The sequence below is a fragment of the Mesorhizobium sp. M1227 genome, assembly GCF_040318315.1.
GTDB lineage: Bacteria > Pseudomonadota > Alphaproteobacteria > Rhizobiales > Rhizobiaceae > Mesorhizobium.
In genome coordinates this window covers 73,210-99,966 of record NZ_JAMYLZ010000012.1, presented here as the reverse complement: position 1 = coordinate 99,966, position 26,757 = coordinate 73,210, and the positions used below count along the sequence as shown (strand labels likewise).

The window sequence follows — 26,757 nt, the reverse complement described above, 5'->3', positions numbered from 1 at the left end:
ATGAGCCTTATCCCTACGATCGGTCTGCCGAAAGGCCGCGCCGGCCAGTTCATCGTCGATGGCGTCGCCGACGGCTACGAAGCCTTTGCGCTGGTGCAGGCTGCGCACGAGATCGCCCCTGACAAGCCGGTGCTGTTCGTGGCGCGCGACGGCCAGCGTCTGCCGGCGATCGTCGAGGCGCTTGCCTTTGCCGCGCCGGGCCTGCCGGTGCTGGAACTGCCGGCCTGGGACTGCCTGCCTTACGACCGCGTCTCGCCCGGCGCCGACGCCGCCGCAAGGCGGCTCGATGCGCTGGCAGCGATGATCGCGCTGGCGAAGAAGCCGCACCGCGCCGTCATTCTCACCACCGCGAACGCCTTGCTTCAACGCATTCCGCCGGCGGAACTCGTCGAGGCGCAGACCTTTCATGCCAAGCCCGGCAACCAGATCGACATGAACGCGCTGGTGTCACGGCTGGAGACTTCCGGCTTCGAGCGGGTGCCGACGGTGCGCGGCATCGGCGAATTTGCCGTGCGCGGTGGCATTCTCGATCTCTTCGCGCCCGGCTGGACGGAGGCACTGCGCCTCGATTTCTTCGGCGATACGCTGGAATCGATCCGCGTCTTCGACACCGCAACCCAGCGCACCATCGGCCAACGCAAGTCGATGGCGCTGCAGGCGATGAGCGAGGTGGCGCTGACGCCGGAAACCATCAGCCGCTTCCGCCGCGCCTACATCGAAGCCTTTGGCGCGCCCTCGCGCGACGATGGGCTCTATGCGGCGGTCAGCGAGGGCAGGCGGTTTGCCGGCATGGAGCACTGGCTGCCGTTCTTCTATGAGCGGCTGGAAACCGTGTTCGATTACCTGCCGGATGCGCCCGTGGTGTTTGATCATCTGGCGCATGAGGCACTGGCCGAGCGCCACACTCTGATCCTCGATCATTACGAGGCGCGAAAAAAACAGGCCGACGGCGCCTTGAAGGATGCCGTGCCCTACAAGCCGGTGTCGCCGGATCAGCTTTATCTGTCGCCCGAGAACCTGATTGCCTCGCTTGGTCCGCGCGAAGCGATCGACTTCACCTCCTTCGACGCGCCCGATGCCGGTGCGAAAAAGGTGTTCCATGCCGGCTCGCGCCATGGCCGCAGCTTCGTCGAGGAACGCGCCGACCCTAACGCCAACGTCTTCGACGTCGTCGTCAAACACATTTCCGACGAGCGCGCTGCACGCCGCCGTGTCGTCGTCGCCGGCTGGACTGAAGGTTCGCTCGACCGGCTCGGCCAGATCCTGGTCGAGCATCACCTTGGCAATCTGGAGCCGGTGGCGACGCTTGCCGAAGCCGAAAGGCTTGAGCCAGGGCAGGCGGCCCTGGCCGTGCTGCCGCTCGAATCCGGCTTCGAGACCGAGAAACTGGTCGTCGTCGCCGAGCAGGACATTCTCGGCGACCGGCTGATCCGGCGCTCGAAGCGCAAGAAGCGCGCGTCCGACTTCATCGCCGAGGCTTCGGCATTGTCTTCAGGCGATATCGTCGTGCATGCCGACCATGGCATTGGCCGCTTCATCGGGCTGCGCACCATCGAGGCGGTCGGTGCGCCGCACGATTGCCTTGAAATCCACTATGCCGGCGACGATCGGCTGTTCTTGCCGGTGGAAAACATCGAGCTGCTGTCGCGCTATGGCTCGGATTCGGCCGAGGCGACGCTCGACAAGCTTGGCGGCGGCGCCTGGCAATCGCGCAAGGCGCGGCTGAAGAAACGTCTGCTCGACATGGCCGGGCAGCTGATCCGCATCGCCGCCGAGCGACAAATGCGGGCCGCACCGGCGCTGGTGCCGGCGGAAGGCCTCTATGGCGAGTTTGCGGCGCGTTTCCCCTATGAAGAAACCGACGACCAGCAAACGGCAATCGATTCGGTCATGGGTGATCTGGGCGCTGGAAAGCCGATGGATCGGCTGATCTGCGGCGATGTCGGCTTCGGCAAGACCGAAGTCGCGCTTCGTGCCGCCTTCATCGCGGCGATGGAAGGCTTTCAGGTCGCGGTGGTGGTGCCGACGACATTGTTGTCGCGCCAGCATTTCAAGACCTTCTCGCAGCGCTTCTCCGGCCTGCCGATCCGCGTCGCCCAGGCCTCGCGGCTGGTCGGCGCCAAGGAACTGGCCGAGACCAAGAAGGGCGTCGCCGAAGGCCAAGTCGACATTGTCATCGGCACGCACGCACTGCTCGGCTCCTCGATCTCGTTCAAGAATCTCGGCCTGCTGATCATCGACGAGGAGCAGCATTTCGGCGTCAAGCACAAGGAGCGGCTGAAGGATCTCAAGACCGACGTCCACGTTCTGACGCTGTCGGCGACGCCGATCCCGCGAACGCTTCAGCTTGCCTTGACCGGGGTGCGTGAGCTGTCGCTGATCGCCACGCCGCCGGTCGATCGCATGGCCGTGCGTACCTTCATCTCCCCTTTCGATCCGCTGGTCATCCGCGAGACGCTGCTGCGCGAGCGCTACCGTGGCGGCCATTCCTTCTACGTCGTACCGCGTATCAGCGATCTCACGGAAATCCATGATTTCCTGCGCGAATCCGTGCCTGAGCTGAAAGTGGCGGTGGCCCACGGCCAGATGCCGCCCGGCGAGCTCGACGATATCATGAATGCCTTTTATGACGGCCAGTACGATGTGCTTTTGTCGACCACCATCGTCGAATCCGGCCTCGATATACCGACCGCCAATACGCTGATCGTACACCGCGCCGACATGTTCGGCCTGTCTCAGCTCTATCAGTTGCGTGGCCGCGTCGGCCGTTCGAAGGTGCGCGCCTATGCGCTGTTCACTCTGCCCGCCAACCGCAAGCTAACCGATACAGCCGAGCGTCGGCTGAAAGTGCTGCAATCGCTCGATACGCTAGGCGCCGGTTTCCAGCTGGCCAGCCACGACCTCGACATCCGCGGCGCCGGCAATCTGCTTGGCGAAGAGCAGTCGGGCCACATCAAGGAGGTCGGCTTCGAGCTCTACCAGCAGATGCTGGAGGAGGCGGTGGCCGAAGTGAAGGATTCCGGCGAGGTGCAGGACGGCGGCTGGTCGCCGCAGATCGCCGTCGGCACGGCGGTGATGATCCCGGAAAGCTACGTCCCGGATCTGCAGCTCAGGCTGGCGCTCTATCGCCGTCTTGGCGATCTCGAAAATACGGAAGAGATCGATGCTTTCGGCGCCGAGCTGATCGACCGGTTCGGACCGTTGCCGGAAGAGGTAAAGCATCTGTTGAAGATCGTCTTCATCAAGGCGCTTTGCCGCAAGGCCAACGTGGAGAAGCTCGACGCCGGGCCGAAAGGTGTCGTCGTCCATTTCCGCAAGCGGGAATTCCCCAATCCGGTCGGGCTGGTCAAGCTCATCGGCGAACAGGGCTCGCTGGCCAAGATCCGACCCGACCAGAGCGTCGTCTTCAGCCGTGACTGGGCGACGCCCGAGAAGCGGCTGGCTGGCTCAGCGGTTGTCATGACGCAGCTGGCGCGGCTGGTGGAGAAGGCGGCGTAGCAGCGCGTGGCTGGTGCTCTGGGCACAGCCGCATCGGCACTTTCGCAGTGCCGTGCTCATTCGCCACGCGACCACTTCCGGTCTAGAATAGGAAATCGGCTTCGTGTATGGAGCCGCGACCCCATATGGGGCGGATTGGCGGGCGATGGCGTCCGTGTGAAAGAGCGTTAGGTGCTTCGATGACGAAATGGTCGCCGAATTCGTGGAGAGCCAAGCCGATCCAGCAGGTTCCTGCCTATCCGGATCTTGCCGCGCTGAGGAACACGGAAGCCCAGCTTGCCACGTTTCCGCCGTTGGTTTTTGCAGGTGAGGCACGCAAGCTGAAGAAGCAGCTTGCAGCCGTCGCTGCCGGTGACGCATTCCTTCTGCAGGGCGGCGATTGCGCCGAGAGCTTCGCCGAGCATGGCGCCGACAATATCCGCGACTTCTTCCGCGTCTTCCTGCAGATGTCGGTGGTGCTGACCTTCGCCGGCGCCCAGCCGGTGGTGAAGGTCGGCCGTGTCGCCGGCCAGTTCGCCAAGCCGCGCTCGTCCGACAATGAGACCAAGGGCGGTGTAACGCTGCCGAGCTATCGCGGCGACATCATCAATGGCATCGAGTTCGACGCCAAGTCGCGCATTCCCGATCCTGCAAGACAGGAGATGGCGTACCGCCAATCGGCGGCGACGCTCAACCTTTTGCGTGCCTTCGCCCAGGGCGGCTACGCCAGCCTGGAGAACGTGCATCAATGGATGCTCGGCTTCGTGTCCGACAGCCCGCAGGGCGAGAAATACGAATCGCTCGCCAACCGCATCACCGAGACGATGGACTTCATGAAGGCCGTCGGCATCACCTCGGAGACCAATTACGCGCTGCGCGAGACGGATTTCTACACCAGCCACGAAGCGTTGCTGCTCGGCTACGAGGAGGCGCTGACCCGCGTCGATTCGACCTCCGGCGACTGGTACGCCACCTCTGGCCACATGATCTGGATCGGTGATCGCACGCGCCAACCCGACCATGCGCATGTCGAATATTGCCGCGGCATCAAGAACCCGCTCGGGCTGAAATGCGGTCCGTCGCTGACGCCGGATGGCCTGTTGCAGCTCATCGACCTGCTCAATCCGGAGAACGAGCCCGGCCGGCTGACGCTGATCGCCCGCTTCGGCTCCGACAAGGTTGCCGACCATCTGCCCAAACTGCTGCGCGCGGTGCAGAAGGAAGGCCGCAGCGTGGTGTGGTCGTCCGACCCGATGCACGGCAATACGATCGAGGCCGCCGGCTACAAGACACGGCCATTCGACCGCATCCTGAAGGAGGTGCAGACCTTCTTCGAGGTGCACCGCGCCGAAGGCACGCATCCGGGCGGCATCCATGTCGAGATGACCGGCAAGAACGTCACGGAATGCACCGGTGGCGCCCGCGCCATCACCGCCGAAGAGCTGCAGGACCGCTACCACACCCATTGCGATCCGCGCCTCAACGCTGACCAGGCGATCGAGTTGGCGTTCCTGGTCTCCGATCTGCTCAAGAAGAGCCATCCGGTCCAGCACAAGCAGGCCGTTAACGGCTGATATGATCTGAACTTTGATGTCATTGAAGAAGCGCCGGGCGAAAACCGGCGCTTTTTGTATTCAATCCCGCCGGTGTCGCATTTGCTCGTGCCTAACGCGCGCAAAACTGGAATCCTGCCAGGCGATGGCAATTGCATCGGGAGGCCGACATGGCTGACAGTCACACCGGATCATGCTTGTGCGGGGCAGTGCGGTTCAAGACACGAGGACCGCTACGCGGTGTCATCTACTGCCATTGCTCGCAGTGCCGGAAGCAGAGCGGGCATTTTTATGCGGCGACCAACGTTGCCGACCGCGACATTACAATCACCGGCGCGGAGAGCATCACCTGGTACGAGGCCTCTTCGTTCGCCAGGCGCGGCTTCTGCAAGACATGCGGCTCTCTATTGTTCTGGAAGCCGAGCGATGACGGCTATGTTTCGGTGATGGCAGGGCTGTTCGACGCGCCAACCAGGCTCCAAGGCGAATGTCATATCTTCGTCGGCGACAAGGGCGATTATTACGCCATCGATGACGGGCTGCCGCAGTTCGAGAAGTCGACGCCGTCGATCAAGGTGGCAGACGGCTGATTCTTTGCAGAGGCCGCCTTATTCCCTTGGTCCAGCCATTGCGCTATCCCCTGCCGGTGATTCCGAAGGGTTTTGGCATGCAGCGACTGATCGACGCTTTTTACAATTCGGTGCGGGCGTTTCGCAAACTGGCCGCCGGCGAGGAGGCCTTCCAGCTGGAGCTGACGCTGCTCGTGCTTGCCTTGCCGCTCGGCTGGTTCCTTTCGGAATCGTGGCGCGGCTATGCGTTGCTGATCGGCGCGGTGCTGCTCATGATCATGATCGAGGTGCTGAACACCGGCATCGAGGCGGCATGCGACGCGTTCAGCCGCGAATTCAACGTCGATATCCAACTGGCCAAGGATTGCGGTTCGCTGGCGGTGCTGATTTCGGTGGTGATCGCTGCCGGCGTATGGGGCGTCGCCGTCATCGAGCGGATCCTCGGGGTACCGATCTGACGTTTCAGACACTACATGCCGGTCAACTGAGGGGCCCGACATGGCCGATACCACCGGATTTTTGTTGCTTGAACGTGAGGCCCTGCCGGACGATCTGCGCTGGCTGGTCGAAAAATATCCGCGCGAGGACTGGCAGGCGCATGCCAATATCCACGGCATAGCCAATATGTGGCTGCAGCGGCACGACATGTTCCGCGAGCTTGGCGGCATGCTCACCAATGGTATCGGCGATTATCGAGAAAGTAGGCTGAACGCGCCGGAATTCGCGCGCTGGTTCGCGCCGCGCCTCAACCATTTCCTCGGCAATCTCGACGGCCATCACAATGTCGAGGACCATCATTATTTCCCGGTCTTCGCCAGGGCCGAGACCCGTCTGAAGCGCGGCTTCGAGATTCTCGATGCCGATCACCACACAATCCATGAGGGACTGGAGCGCAATGCCGAGGCGGCAAATGCCTTCATCCGCACGCTTCAGGAGAGCGAAGACAAACAGCGTTTCGCCGCCGATGCCTATGCCGACGAGAACGGCCGGCTGATCGCCATGTTGACCCGGCATCTTGCCGACGAGGAAGACCTGATCATTCCGCTGATCCTCGAGAAGGGTGATCGCGCGCTCGGCATTGATTGACGATCAGCTTCCCTTGTGGAGTTCCTTCTTGGCGACGATATGGGCCGCGAGCCAGCCGAGGATGGCCACAACGAGGCCGATTGCCAGAGCGATCAGTAATCGCTCGTGACGAGCCAGCGCTTGGCCGACGATGTGCTCCGCGCCCAGCCCGAAGACATAACCGACAGTGCAGAACAGTGCCGCCCAGACCACCGATGAGATGGCGTTGAGGATGACGAAGCGCGCCGCCGCAATGCCCGACAGCCCGGCGGCGATGCCGCCGACCAGGCGGAGGCCATAGATGTAGCAGTTCGACAGCACGAAAATGTTGGGATGAGAGGTGACAAGGCGGTAGGCGTGGCTGAAGCCCGGCCGGGCTCGGAGCTTGATCACGAATTTATGGTCGGCGAAGCTCCGTCCCAAGATGAAGAAGAACGTGTCGCCACCGAAGGCGCCGAGCGCGGCTGCGAGAAACGCCTGCCACGGGATGAAGACATGCTGATGCGCAAAAAAACCGCCAAGAATTGCGGCGCTTTCGCCCTCTGCGACGCAGCCCAGAAAAACCGCGATCAATCCATATTGCTCAATGAGACGATGGATGACTTCCGTCATGAAGACGTTCGCTGCTTCGACAGAATGTCGTCGATGCGCTTCACCTGCTCGGCCAGCCGGGCGATCTCGTCTCGCATGCCGATGATCTGGCTGTGGCGCAGTTCGTCGAGCTTTTCGTGTAACGCCATGATCTCGATCTCGGCCTTGAGATTAACCTCATAGTCGTGGGCGGCGTCGATTCGATCGCGCTCCGTCTGGCGGTTTTGCGCCATCATGATCACTGGCGCCTGCAGGGCGGCAACCATGGAAAGCACGAGATTGAGGAAGATGAAGGGATAGGGATCGAAGGCGGCGCGCGACAAGAGCCAGACATTGCCTGCCGTCCACAGGATCAGGAAGCCAATGAATGCCAGGATGAAGGACCAAGAGCCGCCGATCCGGGCGATGGTGTCGGCCAGGCGATCTCCAAACGTCTGGTGAAAGGCGACGGCCTTATTGGTGTCCTTGGAGATCGTGGTGCGCTCGAGCGTAGATTGCAGTACCCGGCTTTCGAGCGCGCTGAGGCCGTCCGGCTTTCGCTTCAGCCAGCGGCTTGCCAGGTCCTCGATCGTTTTGTTCATCGTCGCCTCCGTCGTCCGCGATGAGGTAGAAGCTGCCGGTTCCTACGGGAAGTGGTAGATTGACGCGATGGGGTCAGGAAACAATGGTGGATTTTCAGAAAATTCGCGCCCGTGCAGCGAAGCGCAAAGGCGGTGAGGCAGCGCTGACGTCGCTGCTGGGTCCTATGCCCGACAATGCCGCGGTGGCAAAGATTGCGGACGACCGGATCCTGTCGACTATGGCCGAGCGGGTTTTTGCCGCCGGCTTTGTCTGGCGCGTCATCGAGCAGAAATGGCCGGGTTTCGAGGAAGCATTTCTTGGCTTCGAGCCGAAGCGGCTGCTGTTCCAGCCTGACGATTTCTGGCACGATCTCACAGCCGACAAGCGCATCGTCCGCAATCCGCAGAAGATCAAATCCGTACGCGACAACGCAGCCTTCGTCGAGCGCGTGTCGAAGGAGCATGGCAGCTTCGGCAAGTTCCTGGCCAATTGGCCGGCGGATGACCAGGTCGGATTGATGGCCTATCTCGGCAAGCATGGCAGCCGGCTCGGCGGCAATACCGGCCAGTATTTTCTGCGCTGGCTGGAGTGGGACGCCTTCATCGTCTCGGCCGACATGGCGGCAGCGCTGCGCGACGCCGGGCTCGACCTCGCGCAGAGCCCGACATCGAAGAAGGACCTGGGCAAGATCCAAGTGCAGATAAACGCCTGGGCGGCGGAAACCGGACTGCCGCGCCGGCACATTTCGCGCATTCTGGCAATGTCGATCGGCGAGAACCATCCGCCGGAAGCCTTGCGCGAATATATGGGCGAATAGGATCGACTGTTTGGTCCAAACGAACGCCATTGCTCGACGAATTTTGCCGCGCTAAACCCACGGGCATGACAGACAAGACCGCTCCAGACATATTGCGCATCGCCGTCGCCCAGCTCAATCCGACGGTCGGCGACGTCGCCGGCAATCTTGCCAAGGCACGCGAGGCGAGGGCGGATGCCGCCCGCCAAGGCGCCGACCTCGTGCTGTTTACCGAGCTTTTCCTTGCCGGCTATCCGCCTGAGGATCTGGTGCTGAAGCCTGCCTTCCTGAAGGCCTGCGAGCGGGCGGCGCAGGATTTCGCCGGCGATACCGCCGACGGCGGCCCGGGTTTCGTCATCGGCACGCCGTTGAAGCGCAAGACCGGCACGCACAATTCGATCATCTTTGCCGACGGCGGCAAGATCCTTGCCGAACGCTACAAGCTCGATCTGCCGAATTACGGTGAGTTCGACGAGAAGCGCGTCTTCCAGGCCGGCCCCGAGATCCAGGGGCCGGTCAATTTCCGCGGCGTACGCGTGGGAGTGCCGATCTGCGAAGATATCTGGGGCGAGGTTGCCGTCTGCGAGACGCTGGCCGAAAGCGGCGCGGAAATCCTGCTGGTCCCGAACGGCTCGCCCTATTACCGCGGCAAGGTCGACGTCCGCCACCAGATCGTTATCCGCCAGGTCATCGAATGCGGACTGCCGATTATCTATGCCAACCAGCTTGGCGGTCAGGACGAGCTGGTTTTCGATGGCGCATCGTTTGCCATAGGTTCTGACAAGACGCTGGCCTTCCAGATGAGCCAGTTCGAGGAGACGGTCAACGTCACCACCTGGAAGCGAAAGAATGACATCTGGGTCTGCTCTGACGGACCGATGTCGAAAATCCCGGAGAAGGAGGAGGCCGACTACCGCGCCTGCATGTTGGGCCTGCGCGATTACGTCAACAAGAACGGCTTCAAGAATGTCGTGCTCGGCCTCTCAGGCGGCATCGATTCGGCGATCTGCGCGGCACTTGCCGTCGACGCGCTCGGCGAGGAACGGCTGCGCGCCGTGATGATGCCTTACCGCTACACTTCGAAGGACTCGCTCAAGGATGCCGAGGACTGCGCCCGCGCACTCGGCTGCCGCTACGATATCGTGCCGATCTTCGAGCCGGTCGAAGGTTTCCTGCACGCGCTGACGCAGCTTTTCGAGGGCACCAAGGAAGGTATTACCGAGGAGAACCTGCAGAGCCGTGCACGTGGCACTATCCTGATGGCGATTTCCAACAAGTTCGGCTCGATGGTGGTCACCACCGGCAACAAAAGCGAGATGTCGGTCGGCTACGCGACGCTCTACGGCGACATGAATGGCGGCTTCAATCCGATCAAGGATCTTTACAAGATGCAGGTCTATGCATTGTCGCGTTGGCGCAACGCGCATGTGCCGCCGGGTGCGCTCGGTCCGTCCGGCGAGGTGATCCCGACCAACATCATCGACAAGGCGCCCTCGGCGGAACTGCGAGAGAACCAGACCGACCAGGATTCGCTGCCGCCCTATCCAGTGCTCGATGACATATTGGAGTGTCTGGTCGAGAACGAGATGGGCGTCGACGAGATCGTTGCGCGCGGCCATGACCGGGCGACGGTGGCGCGTGTCGAGCACCTGCTTTACGTCGCAGAATACAAGCGCCGGCAGGCGGCGCCCGGCGTGAAGATCACCAGGAAGAACTTTGGCCGCGATCGCCGTTATCCCATCACCAACCGGTTCAGGGATCGCGGGTAGGCCATTGGCCTGCGTAACGGTTTAGCCATGGCCGACCTTGAAATCAGCTTTGACCCGTCGCGGATCGACTTCCGGGCGACGTCCGACATTTTGAAGGAGAGCTATTGGGGCAGCGGCCGCAGCGATGAACTGCACCGCCGTGCTTTTGCCAACTCACTGTGCGTCGGCGCCTATGTCGGCGGCAATCAGGTCGGCTTCGGCCGGGCGATCACCGACCGTACGGTATTTGCCTATCTCGCCGACATAATTGTCTGGCCCGGGTATCGCGGACAAGGCATCGGAACCCGGCTTGTCCAGGCGCTTATCGACCACTCGGACGTCAAGACGGTCACGCATTGGAGCCTGTCGACCAACGACGCCCATGCGGTTTACGAGAAGCTCGGCTTCAGGCCTTCCACCGATGGCCGCTATATGCGCCTCGACCGCATCCCGGCAACCTGAACAGAGGCAGCGCACAACCCGCGATTGTTGCAAAATCGTCTCACTGCTTGGACCAGATGCGCTTTTGGCTATCTACTGACTTGGCGCGGCGTTGAGGCGTCTCTATAAACACCTCTCCGCGATTCCCCTTCAGGAGGAACCGAATGCCAGGATTTGACATCGTTATGCGAGGCTGCGAAGCCTAGGTCTTGGTCAGTGCGCCGCGAGATAGCCTCGCGGCAAGGCTGAACCGAGGCAGGTATTTCGCCGCTGCCGGTCGCCGCCCCTCTACAGGGCCGCCAAATACGCCAAACCTCCGCATCTCCGGGCGCCAAACGGCGCCGACGCGGTTTTTCAATTTCTACTTTCGTGGGATCGGGCTCGTTTGCGCCCGAATGACATCATGACTCGTTTTCGAATAGATTTGCGCGCGGGCGCCTTTCGCAGCGTTCTTGGCTTCACGCTCAGCCATTGGCGGTGTCAGCCGTGGCGGCTTGCCGGCATTATGGGCACATTCCTGCTGTCGACCTTGGCCGACGTGCTGACGCCGCTCTATTCCGGCCGGCTGGTGGATGCCGTCGCCAGCAGTGCTGCGGCCGACGATGTTGCGTGGAACGCGGCGACAGCGGCCTTTTCGATGCTGGTGGCCCTGGCGCTCACCGGTGTCGTGCTGCGCAATCTCGCCTTCATGGCCATTGTCGAGCTGACGTTGAAGATGATGGCGGATATCGCCGCCGACGCCTTCCACCGCGTCCAGCGCTTCTCCACCGACTGGCACGCCAACAGCTTCGCCGGATCGACGGTGCGCAAGATAACGCGCGGCATGTGGGCGCTCGACCTGCTCAACGACACGATCCTGATCGCGCTGCTGCCATCGGTCGTCATGCTCGTCGGCTCGACGCTGCTGCTTGGCTGGTTCTGGCCGCTGATGGGTGCTGTCGTCGCCACCGGTTCGGTTCTGTTCATCGCGGTGACGACGATGCTGTCGCTTGGCTATGTGGCGCCCGCGGCAAGGCTTGCCAATGCGTGGGATACACGGCTCGGCGGCTCGCTGGCCGACGCGGTAAGCTGCAACGCCGTGGTCAAGGGTTTTGGCGCCGAGGAACGCGAGGAGACGCGGCTTGCCGAGGTCGTCGCCAAATGGCGCGGTCGCACGCGCCGCACCTGGATGCGCGGCACCGTCAACGGCACCACGCAAGGGACGATGCTGCTGCTTTTGAGGGCAGCGGTCATCGGGTTCTCCCTGCTGTTGTGGTCGTGGGGGCAGGCGAGCGCCGGCGATGTCGCCTTCGTGCTGACCTCATTCTTCGTGCTGCAAGGCTATCTGCGCGACATCGGCACACATATCCGCAATCTGCAGCGCTCGATCAACGACATGGAGGAACTGGTCGACTTCCAGTCCGAACCACTCGGCATCGAGGATCGGCCCGGAGCCAAACCGATCCGGATCACCGATGGCCGTATCACCTTCGACAATGTCACGTTCCACTATGGCAGCCACCGCCTGCCGCTCTATCGCGACTTTTCGGTGGACATCGCGCCGGGCGAACGGGTTGGGCTGGTTGGCCATTCGGGCTCCGGCAAGACGACATTCGTCAAGCTGATCCAGCGCCTCTACGACGTGACTGCGGGCAATATCCTGATCGACGGCCAGGATATTGCGAATGTGGCGCAGGCGTCGCTGCGCGCACAGATCGCAATCGTCCAGCAGGAGCCGATCCTGTTTCACCGGTCGCTGGCCGAAAACATCGCCTATGCTCGGCCGGCCGCCACGCAGGCCGAGATCGAGCACGCGGCGCGATTGGCCAGCGCGCATGACTTCATTGCCAATTTGCCGAAAGGCTATGGCACGCTGGTCGGCGAGCGTGGCGTAAAGCTATCGGGTGGTGAGCGTCAGCGCGTTGCAATCGCACGCGCCTTTCTTGCCGATGCGCGCATTCTCATCCTGGATGAGGCAACGTCGAGCCTCGATTCGGAATCGGAGGTGCTGATCCAGCAGGCGATGGAGCGGTTGATGGTCGGCCGCACGACGCTGGTCATTGCCCACCGGCTGTCGACGGTGCGGGCGCTGGACAGGCTTTTGGTGTTCGATCGCGGCCGCATCGTCGAAGAGGGCTCGCATGACCAACTGATCCGGCTGCAAGGCGGCATCTACCGCCGGCTGTTCGAACGCCAGGCGCTTGAACTGACCAAAGGCCTGGTGATCTGACGGTTGCGGTGCCGCGCGTCTTGATAGACGTGCGGCGCTGCAGTCTTTTCTTCGCCTTTGTCATGTTCTATGTCTGCCGCCGAGCGCGGGGGCGCGTCTTGTCAACAGCAAAACCATCCGGTACGCCCCGCTCATGACAGTTACCGTCCGTTTCGCCCCGTCACCGACCGGCCGCATCCATATCGGCAATGCGCGCACCGCTTTGTTCAATTGGCTGTTCGCCATCAAGAACAAAGGCCGCTTCATCCAGCGCTTCGACGACACCGACGTCGCCCGTTCGACGCAGGAGTTTTCCGACGCTATCCTATATGACCTGCATTGGCTGGGCATCTTCCCCGATGCCACGGAGTACCAGTCGCGGCGGGTCGAAATCTACGATGCCGCACTGGAGAGGCTGAAGGAGGCGCGCCTCGTCTATGCTTGCTATGAGACGCCTGAAGAGCTCGACCTGAGGCGCAAGGTGCGCCGCACGCGTGGCCTGCCGCCAGTCTATGGCCGCGAGGCGCTGACGCTGGCACCCGAGCAGGTGGCGGAATATGAGGCCGATGGCCGGCGGCCGCACTGGCGCTTTCTGCTGCCCAACTTCAGCAGCGATCCGCTACAGCCGGAGCGCACCGAAATCGACTGGAACGACCTGGTGCGCGGCGAAGAGACCGTCGACCTCGCCTCGCTTTCAGACCCGGTTCTGCGGCGTGAGGACGGCACCTACCTCTACACATTGCCTTCGGTTGTCGACGACATCGACATGGGCGTCAGCCATGTCATTCGCGGCGACGACCACGTCACCAATACCGGCGTCCAGATAGCCCTGTTCCGAGCACTTGGCGCGGAGCCGCCGGTGTTCGGCCACCACAATCTCCTGACAACGGCATCAGGCGAGGGACTTTCGAAGCGCACCGGCGCGCTGTCCATCCAGAGCCTGCGTGAGAGCGGCATCGAGCCGATGGCGATCGCTTCGCTGGCGGTGCTCGTCGGCACCTCGGAAAACGTCGTGGCGGTGCCAACGATGGCCGAGCTAGTCGAGCGCTTCGATCCGGCTGCAACATCGAAATCCGCCGCCAAATTCGACCCGGACGAGCTCTTCGTGCTCAACCGCACGCTGCTGCATCACATGCCGTTTTCCGAGGCGCGCGACCGGCTGATCGTGCTCGGCATCTCCGGCGAACAGGCCGAGTCTTTCTGGCTGGCCGTGCGCGGCAATCTCGACAGGCTGGCCGATGCGGCGATCTGGTGGCGTACGCTTCGAGACGGTCCAGAGGAGCCGGCGGAGTTTTCCGACGAGGACCGCGACTTTCTTCGCCAGGCATTCGAGTTGCTGCCGGAAGAGCCTTGGAACGGCACCGTCTGGAAGGACTGGACGGGCAAGATCCGAGCGGCGAGCGGCCGTAAGGGCAAGGCGCTGTTCATGCCGCTCAGGCTGGCGCTTACGGGACAGCCTTCGGGTCCGGAGCTTGCAGATCTGTTGCCGCTGCTGGGTCGGGAAGGAACGTTGGCCCGACGACCCTGACCTTGCGCTGCTCCGGCGGCGGCAGCGATGTCGGCGAGGGCACAGGTTTGACAGCAAGCCGTTTGATCGCCTCACGGTCGAGGCCGCCTTCTGCATTGGCCAAGGTCTCCGGGTCGGCGGCCGGATCAGGCCTAGCAACCGGCAGCGGAACGAACGGGGTGGTCGCCACGTTCGCCTCAGATTGTCCCGGGGTTGGCGGGTTGCCGGCAATGATCTCGAAATTTTGCCCCGCATTGCAGCCGCAGGTCGGCGGCCGCGGCATGTCGGATTGCTTGTAGAGGTAGGCCGTCGGCAGTTCGATATAAGGCCTGCCCGTCACCGAAGACGTCATCGACGCCGAATCGCTGTTCACGCCGCGCGTGTAGAAAACCTGCATCTCGGTGCCGGGGCAGCTCGATTCGCAATTCTTCTGATCGCGCTCGAAATCGCCCAGCGAGGCAGCATTCGACATCGGGAAGAAATAGCCGTCGCAGGTCCGCACACACATGGTGCGGAATTCGCCTTGGGGCTGGCCCATGTCGGCGCTGTTGAGCACGGTGCGGATGTTGCCCGGCTGGCTCAGTTCTTCAGCCTGGTCGGCCTCTTCGGGCTGACTGCCCAAAAGCTGGTCGAGCAGGTTTCGCTTGCCGTTTTCACGGTTGGCTTCGCGGACCGGCGGGGGCGTCGGCGCCGCCGCATCATCGCGGCAGCCATTGGCGTCAAGCAACGTCAATATGCGCGCACGATCACGTCGCGAACCACCGCCGGCAAGGTCGCCGCGCTTGGCCTGCAGGGCGTCGAGATTGGCTGCCATGCGATCGATGGTGGCGTCGAGTGCTGCGCATGCGTTGGCGTTGCGGCGAGACAGCGAAAAGCCGCAGCCGGCGCTGCTGGCCTGCCTGACGGCCTTTGAAATCTGCTGGCGCTGCCGGACGATTGCGTCGTCATATTTCCTGAGCAATGCCGGTTTGCCGCCGCCACCACGAGAAGCGGCGGCAAGATCGGCTTCAAGCTGGCGGCAGAGGCGGGAAGCGGCCTGTGCCTGAGTGGCGGCAATGCCGCACAGCACCACGGCGCCGAGCAGCGCAGCGGCCCGCGTCAGCTTCCAACTTGCGCCCGTCATCCCTCCGGAACTCCGACTGCCTGTCGTTCAGAAAGCTACCGCGCTTGCGGTTAACCGTTTGTTTAGCATACCGCCGATTCCGCCTTCAGCCCAAATCGGCGATGGCTTGCGCCTTGTGCGCGGCTTCGATCACGACCGGTGCTGTCATATCGACTACGCCACACGACATATTCGGACAGAGCCAGATCCGCGACATCCTGGCGTTGCACGAAAAAAGGCGTATTCGCCCAGAAGAATGCCCGGATCCAGCAATGCCCGGAGGCTTGGCATGACCGCGATTACCCGTCGAGCCGCACTGCAATTTGGTCTTTTGTGCCTGGCGATGCCGGTTGCCTTGGCGCAGGAAAAGCCCATCACGCCGGATTGGGGTACCAAATTGGTCGAAGCTGCCCGTGAGCAGATCGGCGTCACCACACTCTACGATCCGACCTATACACGCCTGGCCTATCCGGGCGGGGACGTTGAGCCCGAGCGGGGTGTGTGCACGGATGTCGTGATCCGTGCCTATCGCCGCGCCTTCGATCTCGACCTGCAAAAATTGGTGCATGAGGATATGCGGGCCAATTTTGCCGCCTATCCGAAGGCTTGGGGCTTGAAAGCGCCGGACCGCAACATCGACCACCGCCGTGTGCCCAATCTTGCGGTCTATTTCGAGCGGCGCGGTGCCGCCTTGCCCGTCAGCCAAGACCCCGCCGATTATCGGCCTGGGGATCTCGTCGCCCAGATGCTGCCCGGCAATCTGCCGCATATTGCCATCGTGTCGTCCAATCGCTCCACATTGGTACCGACAAGAAGACTGGTCATTCACAATATCGGCGGCGGCGCCAGGGAAGAGGACACTTTGTTTGCCTTCAGGCAGACAGGGCATTTCCGGTTCAAGCCAATCTGAGAAGGCCCATGGCTAGCCCAGCTCGACGATGGCTTGCGCCTTATGCGCGGCTTCGACCACTGCCAGTGCCGTCATGTTGACGACACCGCGCGACGTCACCGACGGCGTCAATATGTGCGCCGGGCTGTCGGTGCCGAGCAGGATCGGGCCGACATGCAGCGCGTCCATCATCGTGCGCAGCGCGGTCAGCGTGATGTTCGCCGAATCGAGATTGGGGAACACCAGCAGATTGGCTTCGCCCTTCAGCCGCGAATGCGGATAGACGCGCTGGCGCAGCTGCTCCGACAGTGCCGAGTCGGCATGCATCTCGCCGTCGCATTGCAGGTCGGGCGCGATGCGCGCCAGGATCGCCGCCGCCTGCCGCATCTTCATGGCGCTTGGCGAATCGCGGGAGCCGAAATCCGAATGCGAAAGCAGGGCTGCCTTGGGCTCGATGCCGAAACGCTGAATTTCCTCGGCCGCCAAAACGGTCATTTCCGCAATTTCTTCGGCGGTCGGGTCGACGGAGACATGGGTATCGGTGAGGAAAATGATGCCGTGCTGCGAAATCAGCATGGAAAGCGTCGACAGGTCGCGATCCCTAATGCCGGCGCGCGGTCCGATGATCAGCGTGACGTTGCGCAAATGGCGCTCGAAACGGCCTTCGAGGCCGCAGACCATGGCGTCGGCGTCGCCGCGCTTCAGGGCAAGGGCGGCGATCACCGTATTGTCGGTGCGCACCATAGTGCGCGCGGCTTCCGTCGTCACCCCACGCCGGCCGGCAAGCTCGATCAAAAGGTCGACATAGTGGCGGTAACGCGGATCGTCTTCCGGGTTGATCAGGCCGAAATCGACGCCCGGCTTGATGCGCAGCCCGTAGCGCTTCAGCCGCACCTCGATGACATGCGGGCGGCCGATCAGGATCGGTTCGGCAATGCCTTCCTCGAGCACGACCTGGGCGGCGCGAAGCACGCGCTCGTCCTCGCCGTCGGCATAAATGACGCGCTTGGAGCTCGACGTCTTGGCCATCGAGAATACCGGCTTCATGACCAGGCCGGAGCGGAAGACGAAGCGGTTCAGCTTGTCGATATAGGCGGCGAAATCGGTGATCGGCCGGGTCGCGACGCCGGTCTCGCAGGCTGCCTTAGCGACGGCAGGGGCAATGCGCAGGATCAGCCGCGGATCGAAAGGCGAGGGGATCAGGAACTCCGGACCAAAGATCGGCGTCTCGCCGGAATAGGCACGCGCGGCAACGTCGGACGGCTCTTCGCGGGCAAGCGCTGCAATCGCTCGCACGGCAGCCATTTTCATCTCTTCGTTGATGGCGCTTGCGCCGCAATCCAGCGCGCCACGGAAGATGTAAGGAAAACAGAGTACGTTGTTGACTTGGTTGGGGAAATCGGAGCGGCCCGTGCAGATCATCGCGTCGGGCCGCGCTGCCCGCGCCGCTTCCGGCATGATCTCGGGATTGGGATTGGCCAGCGCCAGGATCAGCGGCTTGGGCGCCATGTGGTGGAGCAATTCCGGCTTCAGCACGCCGGCGGCAGACAGGCCGAGAAACACGTCGGCGCCGGGCAGAACGTCGGCCAGCGTGCGCGCCTCGGTGTCCTTCACATAGGGGTCTTTCCAGCGGTCCATCTCCTCGACGCGGCCCTTATGGGCGACGCCGAACCGGTCGGTGACCCAGATGTTTTCGACCCGCGCGCCGAGCGAGACCAGAAGGTTGAGGCAGGCGAGCGCCGCAGCACCTGCGCCCGACGTGACGATCTTGATGTCCGCGATGGACTTGCCGGCGAATTCCAGCCCGTTGAGCACGGCGGCGGCGACGATGATGGCGGTGCCATGCTGGTCGTCATGGAAGACCGGTATGCCCATGCGCGCTTTCAACTGCTCCTCGACCTCGAAGCATTCGGGCGCCTTGATGTCTTCCAGGTTGATGCCGCCGAAGGTTGGTTCCAGCGCCGAGATCGTCTCGACCATGCGCTCGATGCCCGGTGCGTCGATCTCGATGTCGAAGACATCGATGCCGGCGAACTTCTTGAACAGCACCGCTTTGCCCTCCATCACCGGCTTGGAGGCGAGCGGACCGATATTGCCGAGGCCCAGCACCGCCGAACCGTTGGTGACAACGCCGACCAGATTGGCGCGGGCTGTATAGTCGGCGGCGGTTGCCGGGTCGTCGCGGATTTCAAGGCAGGGGGCGGCGACCCCCGGCGAATAGGCAAGCGCAAGGTCGCGCTGATTGCCCAGTGGCTTCGTCGCCTGGATTTCCAGCTTTCCGGGACGGGGGTGCTTATGGAAATAGAGCGCTGCTTCGTCGAGGTCGGATCGGGCCGCCTTCTTGCTTTCGCCTGTCATGACGGCCGCCTCCTCAGTTCAGTCCGTTTGATGTTTTGAGTCTCTTAGCATGCAGCCGAGGCTTTTCGAGAGGTGATATGTCGCAAGCGCGAGCTTGCGGCTTGCACCCCCGCCCTCCTGTGCGGTCTGCCATTGAGATGTTGGGGCGATAGGCGGGGTGCTGCGGCGAGGTACGCCGCCCAGTTCGAATGTCTGGTGGCGCTCGTCGCTCAGAGGCCTCGCGGCGAAACAAGTCGACATTGCAGTTCTCCAAAATCCGTGAGATTCTTCGAAAAGTCGCACGAAATAGCGTGCGAACAACAAAGCGCCCCGACGTTTTCGGCGGACATCCAAACGCATCACAGATCGTGCCCCTGATTGTCGGTCGGACTGCTTAACCTGCCAAGGGAGGACGACAATGACTGTACGGCCAGACCCGACTTTCCACGCGACTGCCAAGCTCGCAATGCAGGCGCCAGTCGAAAATTTTGCCTACACTTTGATGTTGAGTCCCGACTTCTCTCAGCCAGATGGACTAGCCATAGTTGACGTAAACCCGAAGTCGAAGGACTACGGCAAGGTCGTCCATAGCGTGATAATGCCGAACAAGGGCGACGAGTTTCACCATTTCGGCTGGAACGCGTGCTCGTCGGCCCTTTCGCCGCTGAATGGTCACCCGTTTCTCGAGCGCCGCTTTCTGATCATTCCCGGTATTCGATCTTCGCGCATTTACGTCATAGACACCAAGGGCGGACCGACCAAGGCCAAGATCCACAAGGTCATCGAGCCAGAAGAGGTGTTTGCCAAGACGGGCTATTCCAGGCCTCATACGATTCACTGCGGTCCGGAAGGTATTTATGTCTCGACGCTTGGGGGCGGTGGCCCTGACGGCACCGACGGACCTCCCGGCATCTTTGTCATGGATTGCCAGACGTTCGACGTCATCGGGCGCTACGAGATCGATCGCGGGCCGCAGGACAAGCAATATGATTTCTGGTGGAACCTGCCACGCGACTACATGGTGTCGAGCGAGTGGGCCCTTCCGCCCCAGTTCGAGCAGGGCATCGTGCCTGAAGACCTCCTGTCGAACAAATATGGACACCGGGTGCATTTCTGGAATTTGCGCGAACGTAGGAACGTGCAGACCATCGATCTGGGCGCCAACCACCAGATGGCGCTGGAAGTCCGCCCCGCCCATGACCCGGTCAAGGAATACGGTTTCCTTGGAGTGGTCGTCGACACGACAAACCTCGAGGGATCGATCTGGACCTGGTGGCGCGAGGGCGGCAAATTCCATTGCGAAAAGACGGCGACCATCCCGCCCGAGGCAGCCGCCAAGGATGACCTGCCGCCGTTGCTTCAGGGCTTCGAGGCGGTGCCGCCGCTAGTAACCGACATCGACCTGTCGCTCGATGACCGATTCCTCTACGTATCCTGCTGGGGCACCGGCGAGATGCGCCAATACGATGTGACCGATCCGATGAAGCCTAAGCTTGCAGGGTCCATCCATATTGGCGGCATCACGCGCAAGACCAAGCATCCCGGCGGCGGCGACTACAGGGGCGGACCGCAGATGGTCGAGATCAGCCGCGACGGCAAACGCGTTTACTGGACCAACTCCCTGTATTCGACTTGGGACGACCAGTTCTATCGCGATGGTATTCCGGCAGCCATGGTCAAGGCCAATGTCGGCGAGAACGGTGGGATCACCCTGGACAAGGACTTTTATGTCGAGTTCCCCGAGGGGTATCGCTCCCACCAGATTCGTCTGGAAGGCGGCGATTGCTCGACGGATTCGTTCTGCTATCCGTCGGTGTAACCGACTGCCCGGGTCAATAAAGCGATGAGCGAGTGGACGACGGCCGGTCTCTGGCTGGCCGTCGTCGCCAGCGGTATTTATCACGGTATCAATCCTGGCATGGGCTGGCCGTTGGCCGTTTCGACCGGACTTTTGGATAGACGTGCCGGCGAATTGTTCCGGGCGCTCGGCCTTTTGGCAATGGGCCACTTTGTGGCGATGATCGGTATCCTGCTGCCCTTCGGCGCGATGCTGACGCTCATCGTCTGGGAACGACAGATTCGCATCGCGGCGGGATTGATTGTGATCGCAGCCGGGATCTATCTCCTGATCAACCGGCGCCACCCGCGTGTTCTTGCCCGTATCCCGCCGGCACAACTGGCCTTGTGGTCCTTCGCGGCCGCCACCGCGCATGGCGCCGGGCTGATGCTGGTGCCGATTTATCTCGGCCTGTGCCAGGCAGGCGATCTCGATGTTGGACACCAGGCGGCTATAACGCTCATGGCAGGTAATCTGATCACCGCCACCGCCGTCTCCGTAGTCCATACGGCCGCGATGATTGTAAGCGGCGGTGTTATCGCCATTGCCGTCTATCGATGGCTCGGACCCAAGTTCATCTCACAAAGCTGGTTCAATCTCGACACTGTGTGGGCCGTGAGCCTGATCCTGGTGGGGGGAATTGGGATCGCGAGTATCGGATTCGCTCGGTAGGTTGCATGCATTGGCAAAGGAATTCTCCCTTCTCCGGATGTCAGGAAAGATCAGATCGCATCATGCGGCGCTCGCAACCCAACAACCGCAAAGGGTCGTTCTTCCGCCGTCCAGCGGGTATCAAGCCTTGGATTCTGCCACTAAAACGCGCTGACATAGAGGCCGCCGTCCACCGGTATGTTCTGCCCGGTCAGGTAGCCGGCATGGACCGAGCACAGGAAGGCGCAGATCTGGCCGAATTCCTCCGGCATGCCGAGTCGCTTGGCCGGAACGTTGGCCGCCGCCTTGGCTTTGCGTGCGGCGGCGGCGGCCGGATCTTCGGGCGTGCCGGCCTCGTGCGGGCCGCGCAGCCGGTCGGTGTCGAGTTTTCCCGGCAGCATGTTGTTGATCGTCACATTGCGGTCGATCACCGTGCGCGCGACGCCGGCGAGGAACGAAGTGAGGCCGGCGCGGGCGCCGGACGACAGGTCGAGGCCGGGGATAGGCACATAGACCGACAGCGAGGTGATGTTGACGATGCGGCCGAAGCCGCGCGCCGCCATGCCGTCGATCACGGCCTGAACCAGTTCGACAGGGGTCACCATGTTCTGGGTGACGCCCTCGAGGATCTTTTCGCGGTCGAGCGCGCGGAAATCGCGAAACGGCGGACCGCCATTGTTGTTGACGAGGATGTCGGGATCGGGGCAGGCGGCAAGCAGCGCCTTCTGGACATCGGGCTTGGATACGTCGCCGACGATTTCGGTCACCTTGACGCCGAATTTCTCGCGCAGTTCAGCGGCGGTTTTGGCCAGCACGTCGGCGTTGCGGCCATTGATCACCAGATCGCAACCTGCCTCTGCCAGTGCCATGGCGCAGCCGCGTCCCAAGCCTTTGCTCGAAGCGCAGACGATGGCCTTCTTGCCGCGAATGCCGAGATCCATGGTGATTTTCTCCTCTGATTGCCGCGGCAACCTATCCGGATGGCTGGACCAATCGCAACCGTCATACGGTTGTTGCATGAATCGGGGCATAGGCTCAGGCGAAAGCAACGGTGACAAATGATGTCCGGCGCAGAGCCTCGCACTTTCCGCAGCATGTTCATCTCCGACGTCCATCTCGGATCGAAGGCGGCGAAGGCCGAATTCCTGATCGATTTCCTGCGCCATCACGATGCCGATATCATCTATCTCGTCGGCGACATCGTCGACGGCTGGCGCCTGAGACGAAGCTGGCATTGGCCGCAAAGCCATAACGACGTGATCCAGAAATTGCTGCGCAAGGCGCGCAAGGGCGCCAGCATCACCTACATCGCCGGCAACCATGACGAGTTCGCGCGACAGTTCCAGGGCGTTCATTTCGGCGGCATTGTCGTCGCCGACCGCGCCATCCACGAGACCGCCGACGGCAAACGCCTTCTTGTCATCCATGGCGACCAGTTCGACACCGTCGTCCATAATGCGCGCTGGCTGGCCTATCTCGGCGACTATGCCTACGACGCGGCGATGCTGCTCAACCGCATCATCACACGTCTGCGCCAGGTGCTCGGCCTGCCTTACTGGTCGTTCTCGTCCTGGGCCAAGGTCAAGGTCAAGAAGGCGGTGAATTTCATCGGCTCGTTCCAGACCGTGCTGACCGAGGAGGCGCGCCGCTCGCATGTCGACGGCGTGATCTGCGGGCACATCCACCATGCCGCGATCGAAAGCTATGAGGACGTGCAATACATCAACACGGGCGACTGGGTGGAGAGCTGCACGGCGGTGGTCGAGCATTTTGACGGCAGGATGGAGATCCTGCACTGGGCGCATGTCCTGCCGGAGACTCCGGTCGGCAGCGAGGTGCTCGTGCCGATCGACATCAAGGGCAGGGCAGTCCAGGCGGCTTGACCAAATCCGGCCGCATCTCGCTTCAATCGGGTAGTCCAGCGGTTTCGTCGACTTTTTCGCCGTGTTAAGCAGCGGCAGGTGTGGCGGGCCGACCCGGCTGAATGCCGTGCCGACGGATCGCCTGTCAATGTCCTCGCTGCCGCCGCTTTCGCCCGAACAGCTCGTCAAGCCACGCCATTTCGAACTGCGCATGAGCTTGATCTTCTTTACGCTCTTCGTTCCGCTCGGGACGCATGTGCCGTATTTCCCGCTGTGGCTGCAGGCGAAGGGGTTCCATGCCGAACAGATAGCCGTGATCCTCGCCGCGCCGATGTTCCTGCGCGTGGCGACGACGCCTTTTCTTACTGCGCTGGCAGACAAAGCGAGCGACCGCGCCAATGTCTATGTTGCGCTGGTCGCCGCATCGCTGATCCTGTCCGCCGGCTACCTCCTGCCGCCGACCTACGCAACGGTACTTGCCGTGTCGCTGGCCCTGACGGTCGTCTGGACGCCGCATTCGCCGATTGCCGATTCGCTCGCCCTTTCAGGTGTTCGCCGCTTCGGCTCGAATTACGCAAGCATGCGCAAATGGGGCTCGATCTCCTATCTCTGTGCCAATCTCGCCGGCGGTTTCATCCTGTCGGCGAGCGGTGCCCAGGCTGTCCCGGTGATCATCTTCGCGGCGCTGTGTGCCGCGCTAGCCGCCGGACTGATTGCGCCGCGCCTTGGCCGTCCACGCCGCGCCTCGCCGCTTTCGGCCGCCGATATCCAGCAATCGGCACCGAAACTCCTCAACCGGTACTTCCTCTATTTTTCGACAGGCGTCGGCGTCATCACCGCCAGCCACGCATTTCTCTACGGTTTCGTGTCGATCTACTGGAAGTCGATCGGCATCAGCGATTCGGTTGTCGGGCTTCTGTGGGGGTGGGGCGTCGTCGCCGAGATATGCATGTTCGTCGTTTTCACCCGCGCTTTCGCCTCCTTCTCGGTCGTCTCGATCATGCTGATTGCCGGGATCGGCGCGATCGTGCGCTGGTTCGCCTTTCCGCTGATCTGGCCGCTTGGGCTTGGCGTTGGCGGGTTTTTCGCGATCCAGACGCTGCACGCGGTTTCGGTGGCGCTGGTGCTGATCGGCCTGCAAAAGATGATCGGTGAGACGGTCGCGGAAGAACGCACCGGGGCGGCGCAAGGCATCGCCTACTTCTCCAATGGCTTCTTCATGGCGGCGGCGACGCTGATTTCCGGTCCTCTTTACGACCGCTTCGGCGCGAATGGCTTCTTTGCGATGATCCCGATCGCCCTGACGGGCCTGGCTCTGATCGGGCTTGCCGCGCGTTCAGCCCCACAGCGCCCGCTCGGGCGGTGACACCAGCGAACCTAGGTAGACGAGACCGGGAACGCGGTCGCGGGCCAGCAGCAGCGGACCGTCGAGATCGACGAAATCGGCATCCTGCGCCAACAGCACGGCCGGCGCCATCGCAAGCGATGTGCCGACCATACAGCCGACCATGACACCAAGAGCCAGTTCGCGGGCGCGGTCGCGAAGCACGAGTGCAGCGGTCAGGCCACCCGATTTGTCGAGCTTGATGTTGACGGCGTCGTAAAGGCCGACAAGTGCTTCAAGGTCCTTCGCCTCGTGCACGCTTTCGTCGGCACAGATCGGTACCGGATGCGCGATGTGGCGAAGAATACTGTCATGTCCCGCCGGCAGCGGCTGTTCGATCAAGGCGATACCGTGCTCGGCGGCAAAGGCGAGGTTTGCGACGATATTGTCGTCATTCCAGCCCTCATTGGCGTCGAGAATGATTCGGCTGTCGGGTGCTGCCGCCGTCACTGCGCGGATGCGCGCGATGTCGTTGTCGCGGCCGATCTTGACCTTGAGTAGCGGGCGCTGGGCGTTATCGCGGGCCTGCGCCGCCATCGCCTCCGGCTCGGCGAGCGACAATGTATACGCCGTCTCAAGCGGTCGTAACGGAACGGTTCGTATCGTATGCGCCACCGGTGTTCCGCTGATCTTCGCTTCCAGGTCCCAGAGCGCGCAATCGATGGCGTTGCGTGCCGCGCCGGCAGGCATGGCATCGAGCAGGGCGATGCGGCTGATACCGCGCGCGATCTCGCTGCGCATCGCCTCGATCGCGTCGCGCACACCCTCCATGGTCTCGCCATAGCGCTTGTAAGGGACGCATTCGCCGCGTCCTGTACGGCCGTTTTCGGTGATGGCGCAGGAAATCACCTCCGCTTCGGTCTTCGAGCCGCGCGAAATGGTAAAGGTCCCGGCTATCGGAAAGCGCTCGGCCTCGACCGAAATGACACGCGCCATATTTTTCTGCTCCGGCTGTGCAACAAGGAGGATGTCGGCAAATCGACAGGTCGGCCCCGTCAGGCTAAACAGGACGCCATGTTGACCATCCGCAAACGCGACGCAAGCGGCCCTGCCAAGGAGCCCGACCACCAGCCGCGCATCGCGATCGGCGAGGAGGGCGACGTTCTCGGCTGCGCTTTCTCGGGAACCTGGACGACACGTACCGTGGCGCTGGTCGATGCCGAGATGCGCAAGATCGAGAAGCGCGGCGGCTTCAAGACGCTGGCGCTCGACCTTTCACAAATCGAGAAGATGGACACTGCCGGGGCGTGGCTGATCGACCGCCTGGTCAGCAGCTTCGAAAAAAAGGGCGTCGAGATCACGATGCAGGGGCAAAGCGAGATTGCCTCGATCCTGCTCGGCGCCGTCGGTGATGCGGTCCGACGCGAGCCCGAATCAGGTCCGGCAAAGCCGCCCAACTTCATCATTCGCGGGCTCGAGGCGGTTGGCCGGCGCGTTTATGAGATGCGCGACGATTTCCTGGCCGCAATGAATATCCTCGGCGCCACGATACGCGGCTCGCAGATGAAGCTTGGCCGTGGCCATGCCGTCAACATGGCGGCGATCTTCAACCAGATCGATCGCATGGGTGTCGGCGCCATACCGGTAGTCGTGCTGATGTCGGCCATCGTCGGTGCGATCGTCGCCCAGCAAGGCGCTTATCAGCTCAGCTATTTCGGCGCCGACATCTTCGTCGTCGACCTGGTCGGGGTGCTGATCCTGCGCGAGCTCGGCGTGCTGATGACGGCGATCATGATCGCCGGCCGCTCCGGCAGTGCGATCACCGCCGAGATCGGCTCGATGAAGATGCGCGAGGAGGTCGATGCGCTGAAGGTGATCGGTCTTAATCCAATCGGCGTGCTGGTGTTTCCGCGGCTGGTCGCGCTGGTCATCGCGCTGCCTTGCCTGACGATCGTCGCCAACTTTGCCGCGTTGGGCGGCGGCATTTTGGCTGCATGGCTCTACTCCGATATTGCACCGGCAGCGTTCATCGACCGGCTGCGTGTCGCAATCGACCTCAGCACCATCTTTGCCGGCCTGATCAAGGCGCCGTTCATGGCCATGATCATCGGCATAATCGCCTCGGTCGAGGGCATGAAGGTTGGCGGCAGCGCCGAATCGCTTGGCCAGCATGTGACCGCCTCAGTGGTGAAGTCGATCTTCGTGGTCATTATCCTCGACGGGCTTTTCGCCATGTTCTATGCAGCGATCGAGTTCTGA

General features: G+C 62.4%; 22 protein-coding genes. 16 read left to right on the top strand and 6 right to left on the bottom strand.

The window, feature by feature from the left end:
• The 5 genes from mfd (at position 1) to NKH28_RS16885 (ending at position 6,685) form a co-directional block, all read left to right on the top strand.
• A complete protein-coding gene (gene mfd / locus NKH28_RS16905; RefSeq protein ID WP_352502470.1) occupies positions 1–3,498 on the top strand; it encodes a transcription-repair coupling factor in 3,498 nt (1,165 codons plus the stop codon).
• Positions 3,499–3,677: 179 nt separating this feature from the next.
• Positions 3,678–5,051: a class II 3-deoxy-7-phosphoheptulonate synthase gene (locus tag NKH28_RS16900; RefSeq protein ID WP_352613802.1), complete on the top strand. Its 1,374-nt coding sequence runs from the start codon at positions 3,678–3,680 to the stop codon at positions 5,049–5,051.
• 149 nt (positions 5,052–5,200) lie between these two features.
• Complete coding sequence (locus NKH28_RS16895; protein WP_352471751.1) at positions 5,201–5,620, top strand: GFA family protein; 420 nt, start codon at positions 5,201–5,203, stop codon at positions 5,618–5,620.
• A 77-nt stretch (positions 5,621–5,697) separates the two neighbouring features.
• Positions 5,698–6,057: a diacylglycerol kinase gene (locus NKH28_RS16890; protein ID WP_352471749.1), complete on the top strand. Its 360-nt coding sequence runs from the start codon at positions 5,698–5,700 to the stop codon at positions 6,055–6,057.
• A 40-nt stretch (positions 6,058–6,097) separates the two neighbouring features.
• Positions 6,098–6,685 (top strand): hemerythrin domain-containing protein, encoded by a 588-nt coding sequence (locus NKH28_RS16885; protein WP_352613801.1) that lies wholly within the window; start codon positions 6,098–6,100, stop codon positions 6,683–6,685.
• Between the two features lie 3 nt (positions 6,686–6,688).
• Here NKH28_RS16885 and NKH28_RS16880 read toward each other — a convergent pair whose 3' ends face one another.
• Positions 6,689–7,276, bottom strand: a complete 588-nt coding sequence (locus NKH28_RS16880) for a DedA family protein (protein WP_352979737.1) — start codon at positions 7,274–7,276, stop codon at positions 6,689–6,691.
• Positions 7,273–7,836, bottom strand: coding sequence for a DUF1003 domain-containing protein (locus NKH28_RS16875; protein ID WP_023680015.1), 564 nt, complete (start codon positions 7,834–7,836; stop codon positions 7,273–7,275). The genes NKH28_RS16880 and NKH28_RS16875 overlap by 4 nt, the downstream gene beginning before the upstream one ends.
• An 83-nt stretch (positions 7,837–7,919) precedes the next feature.
• Between NKH28_RS16875 and NKH28_RS16870 the strand changes: the two genes are divergently transcribed.
• The 5 genes from NKH28_RS16870 (at position 7,920) to gltX (ending at position 14,517) form a co-directional block, all read left to right on the top strand.
• Positions 7,920–8,633, top strand: a complete 714-nt coding sequence (locus tag NKH28_RS16870; protein WP_352540625.1) for a DNA-3-methyladenine glycosylase I — start codon at positions 7,920–7,922, stop codon at positions 8,631–8,633.
• Between the two features lie 65 nt (positions 8,634–8,698).
• Positions 8,699–10,381 carry an NAD+ synthase gene (locus NKH28_RS16865; protein ID WP_352979735.1) on the top strand — a complete coding sequence of 561 codons (1,683 nt, stop codon included), beginning with the start codon at positions 8,699–8,701 and terminating at the stop codon, positions 10,379–10,381.
• 27 nt (positions 10,382–10,408) lie between these two features.
• Positions 10,409–10,822: a GNAT family N-acetyltransferase gene (locus NKH28_RS16860; protein ID WP_352682922.1), complete on the top strand. Its 414-nt coding sequence runs from the start codon at positions 10,409–10,411 to the stop codon at positions 10,820–10,822.
• Between the two features lie 382 nt (positions 10,823–11,204).
• Positions 11,205–13,010 carry an ABC transporter ATP-binding protein gene (locus tag NKH28_RS16855; RefSeq protein ID WP_352613797.1) on the top strand — a complete coding sequence of 602 codons (1,806 nt, stop codon included), beginning with the start codon at positions 11,205–11,207 and terminating at the stop codon, positions 13,008–13,010.
• A gap of 133 nt (positions 13,011–13,143) precedes the next feature.
• Complete coding sequence (gene gltX / locus NKH28_RS16850; RefSeq protein ID WP_352682920.1) at positions 13,144–14,517, top strand: glutamate--tRNA ligase; 1,374 nt, start codon at positions 13,144–13,146, stop codon at positions 14,515–14,517.
• Here the strand turns inward: gltX and NKH28_RS16845 are convergent.
• Positions 14,435–15,619 (bottom strand): DUF2865 domain-containing protein, encoded by a 1,185-nt coding sequence (locus NKH28_RS16845; RefSeq protein WP_352682918.1) that lies wholly within the window; start codon positions 15,617–15,619, stop codon positions 14,435–14,437. The two genes, gltX and NKH28_RS16845, sit on opposite strands and share 83 nt — an antisense overlap.
• A gap of 268 nt (positions 15,620–15,887) precedes the next feature.
• On the opposite strand from NKH28_RS16845, the gene NKH28_RS16840 reads away from it, so the two are divergent.
• Positions 15,888–16,508 carry a DUF1287 domain-containing protein gene (locus NKH28_RS16840; protein WP_352979732.1) on the top strand — a complete coding sequence of 207 codons (621 nt, stop codon included), beginning with the start codon at positions 15,888–15,890 and terminating at the stop codon, positions 16,506–16,508.
• A 12-nt stretch (positions 16,509–16,520) separates the two neighbouring features.
• On the opposite strand, the gene NKH28_RS16835 is transcribed toward NKH28_RS16840, so the two are convergent.
• A complete protein-coding gene (locus tag NKH28_RS16835; RefSeq protein ID WP_352766693.1) occupies positions 16,521–18,845 on the bottom strand; it encodes an NADP-dependent malic enzyme in 2,325 nt (774 codons plus the stop codon).
• Positions 18,846–19,242: 397 nt separating this feature from the next.
• On the opposite strand from NKH28_RS16835, the gene NKH28_RS16830 reads away from it, so the two are divergent.
• Positions 19,243–20,643 (top strand): selenium-binding protein SBP56-related protein, encoded by a 1,401-nt coding sequence (locus NKH28_RS16830; RefSeq protein WP_352750196.1) that lies wholly within the window; start codon positions 19,243–19,245, stop codon positions 20,641–20,643.
• A 24-nt stretch (positions 20,644–20,667) separates the two neighbouring features.
• A complete protein-coding gene (locus NKH28_RS16825) occupies positions 20,668–21,333 on the top strand; it encodes a hypothetical protein (protein ID WP_352448725.1) in 666 nt (221 codons plus the stop codon).
• 140 nt (positions 21,334–21,473) lie between these two features.
• Here NKH28_RS16825 and NKH28_RS16820 read toward each other — a convergent pair whose 3' ends face one another.
• Positions 21,474–22,253, bottom strand: coding sequence for an SDR family oxidoreductase (locus NKH28_RS16820; RefSeq protein ID WP_352979730.1), 780 nt, complete (start codon positions 22,251–22,253; stop codon positions 21,474–21,476).
• A gap of 153 nt (positions 22,254–22,406) precedes the next feature.
• Between NKH28_RS16820 and NKH28_RS16815 the strand changes: the two genes are divergently transcribed.
• Positions 22,407–23,195: a UDP-2,3-diacylglucosamine diphosphatase gene (locus NKH28_RS16815; protein WP_352979728.1), complete on the top strand. Its 789-nt coding sequence runs from the start codon at positions 22,407–22,409 to the stop codon at positions 23,193–23,195.
• Positions 23,196–23,322: 127 nt separating this feature from the next.
• On the top strand, positions 23,323–24,540 hold the full coding sequence (locus tag NKH28_RS16810) for an MFS transporter (protein ID WP_352540619.1): 1,218 nt from the start codon (positions 23,323–23,325) through the stop codon (positions 24,538–24,540).
• Here NKH28_RS16810 and dgcA read toward each other — a convergent pair.
• Positions 24,511–25,494, bottom strand: coding sequence for an N-acetyl-D-Glu racemase DgcA (dgcA, locus tag NKH28_RS16805; RefSeq protein ID WP_352979726.1), 984 nt, complete (start codon positions 25,492–25,494; stop codon positions 24,511–24,513). The genes NKH28_RS16810 and dgcA overlap by 30 nt on opposite strands.
• Before the next feature lie 78 nt (positions 25,495–25,572).
• Here dgcA and NKH28_RS16800 point away from each other — a divergent pair, with 78 nt between their 5' ends.
• On the top strand, positions 25,573–26,757 hold the full coding sequence (locus NKH28_RS16800) for an ABC transporter permease (protein ID WP_352833125.1): 1,185 nt from the start codon (positions 25,573–25,575) through the stop codon (positions 26,755–26,757).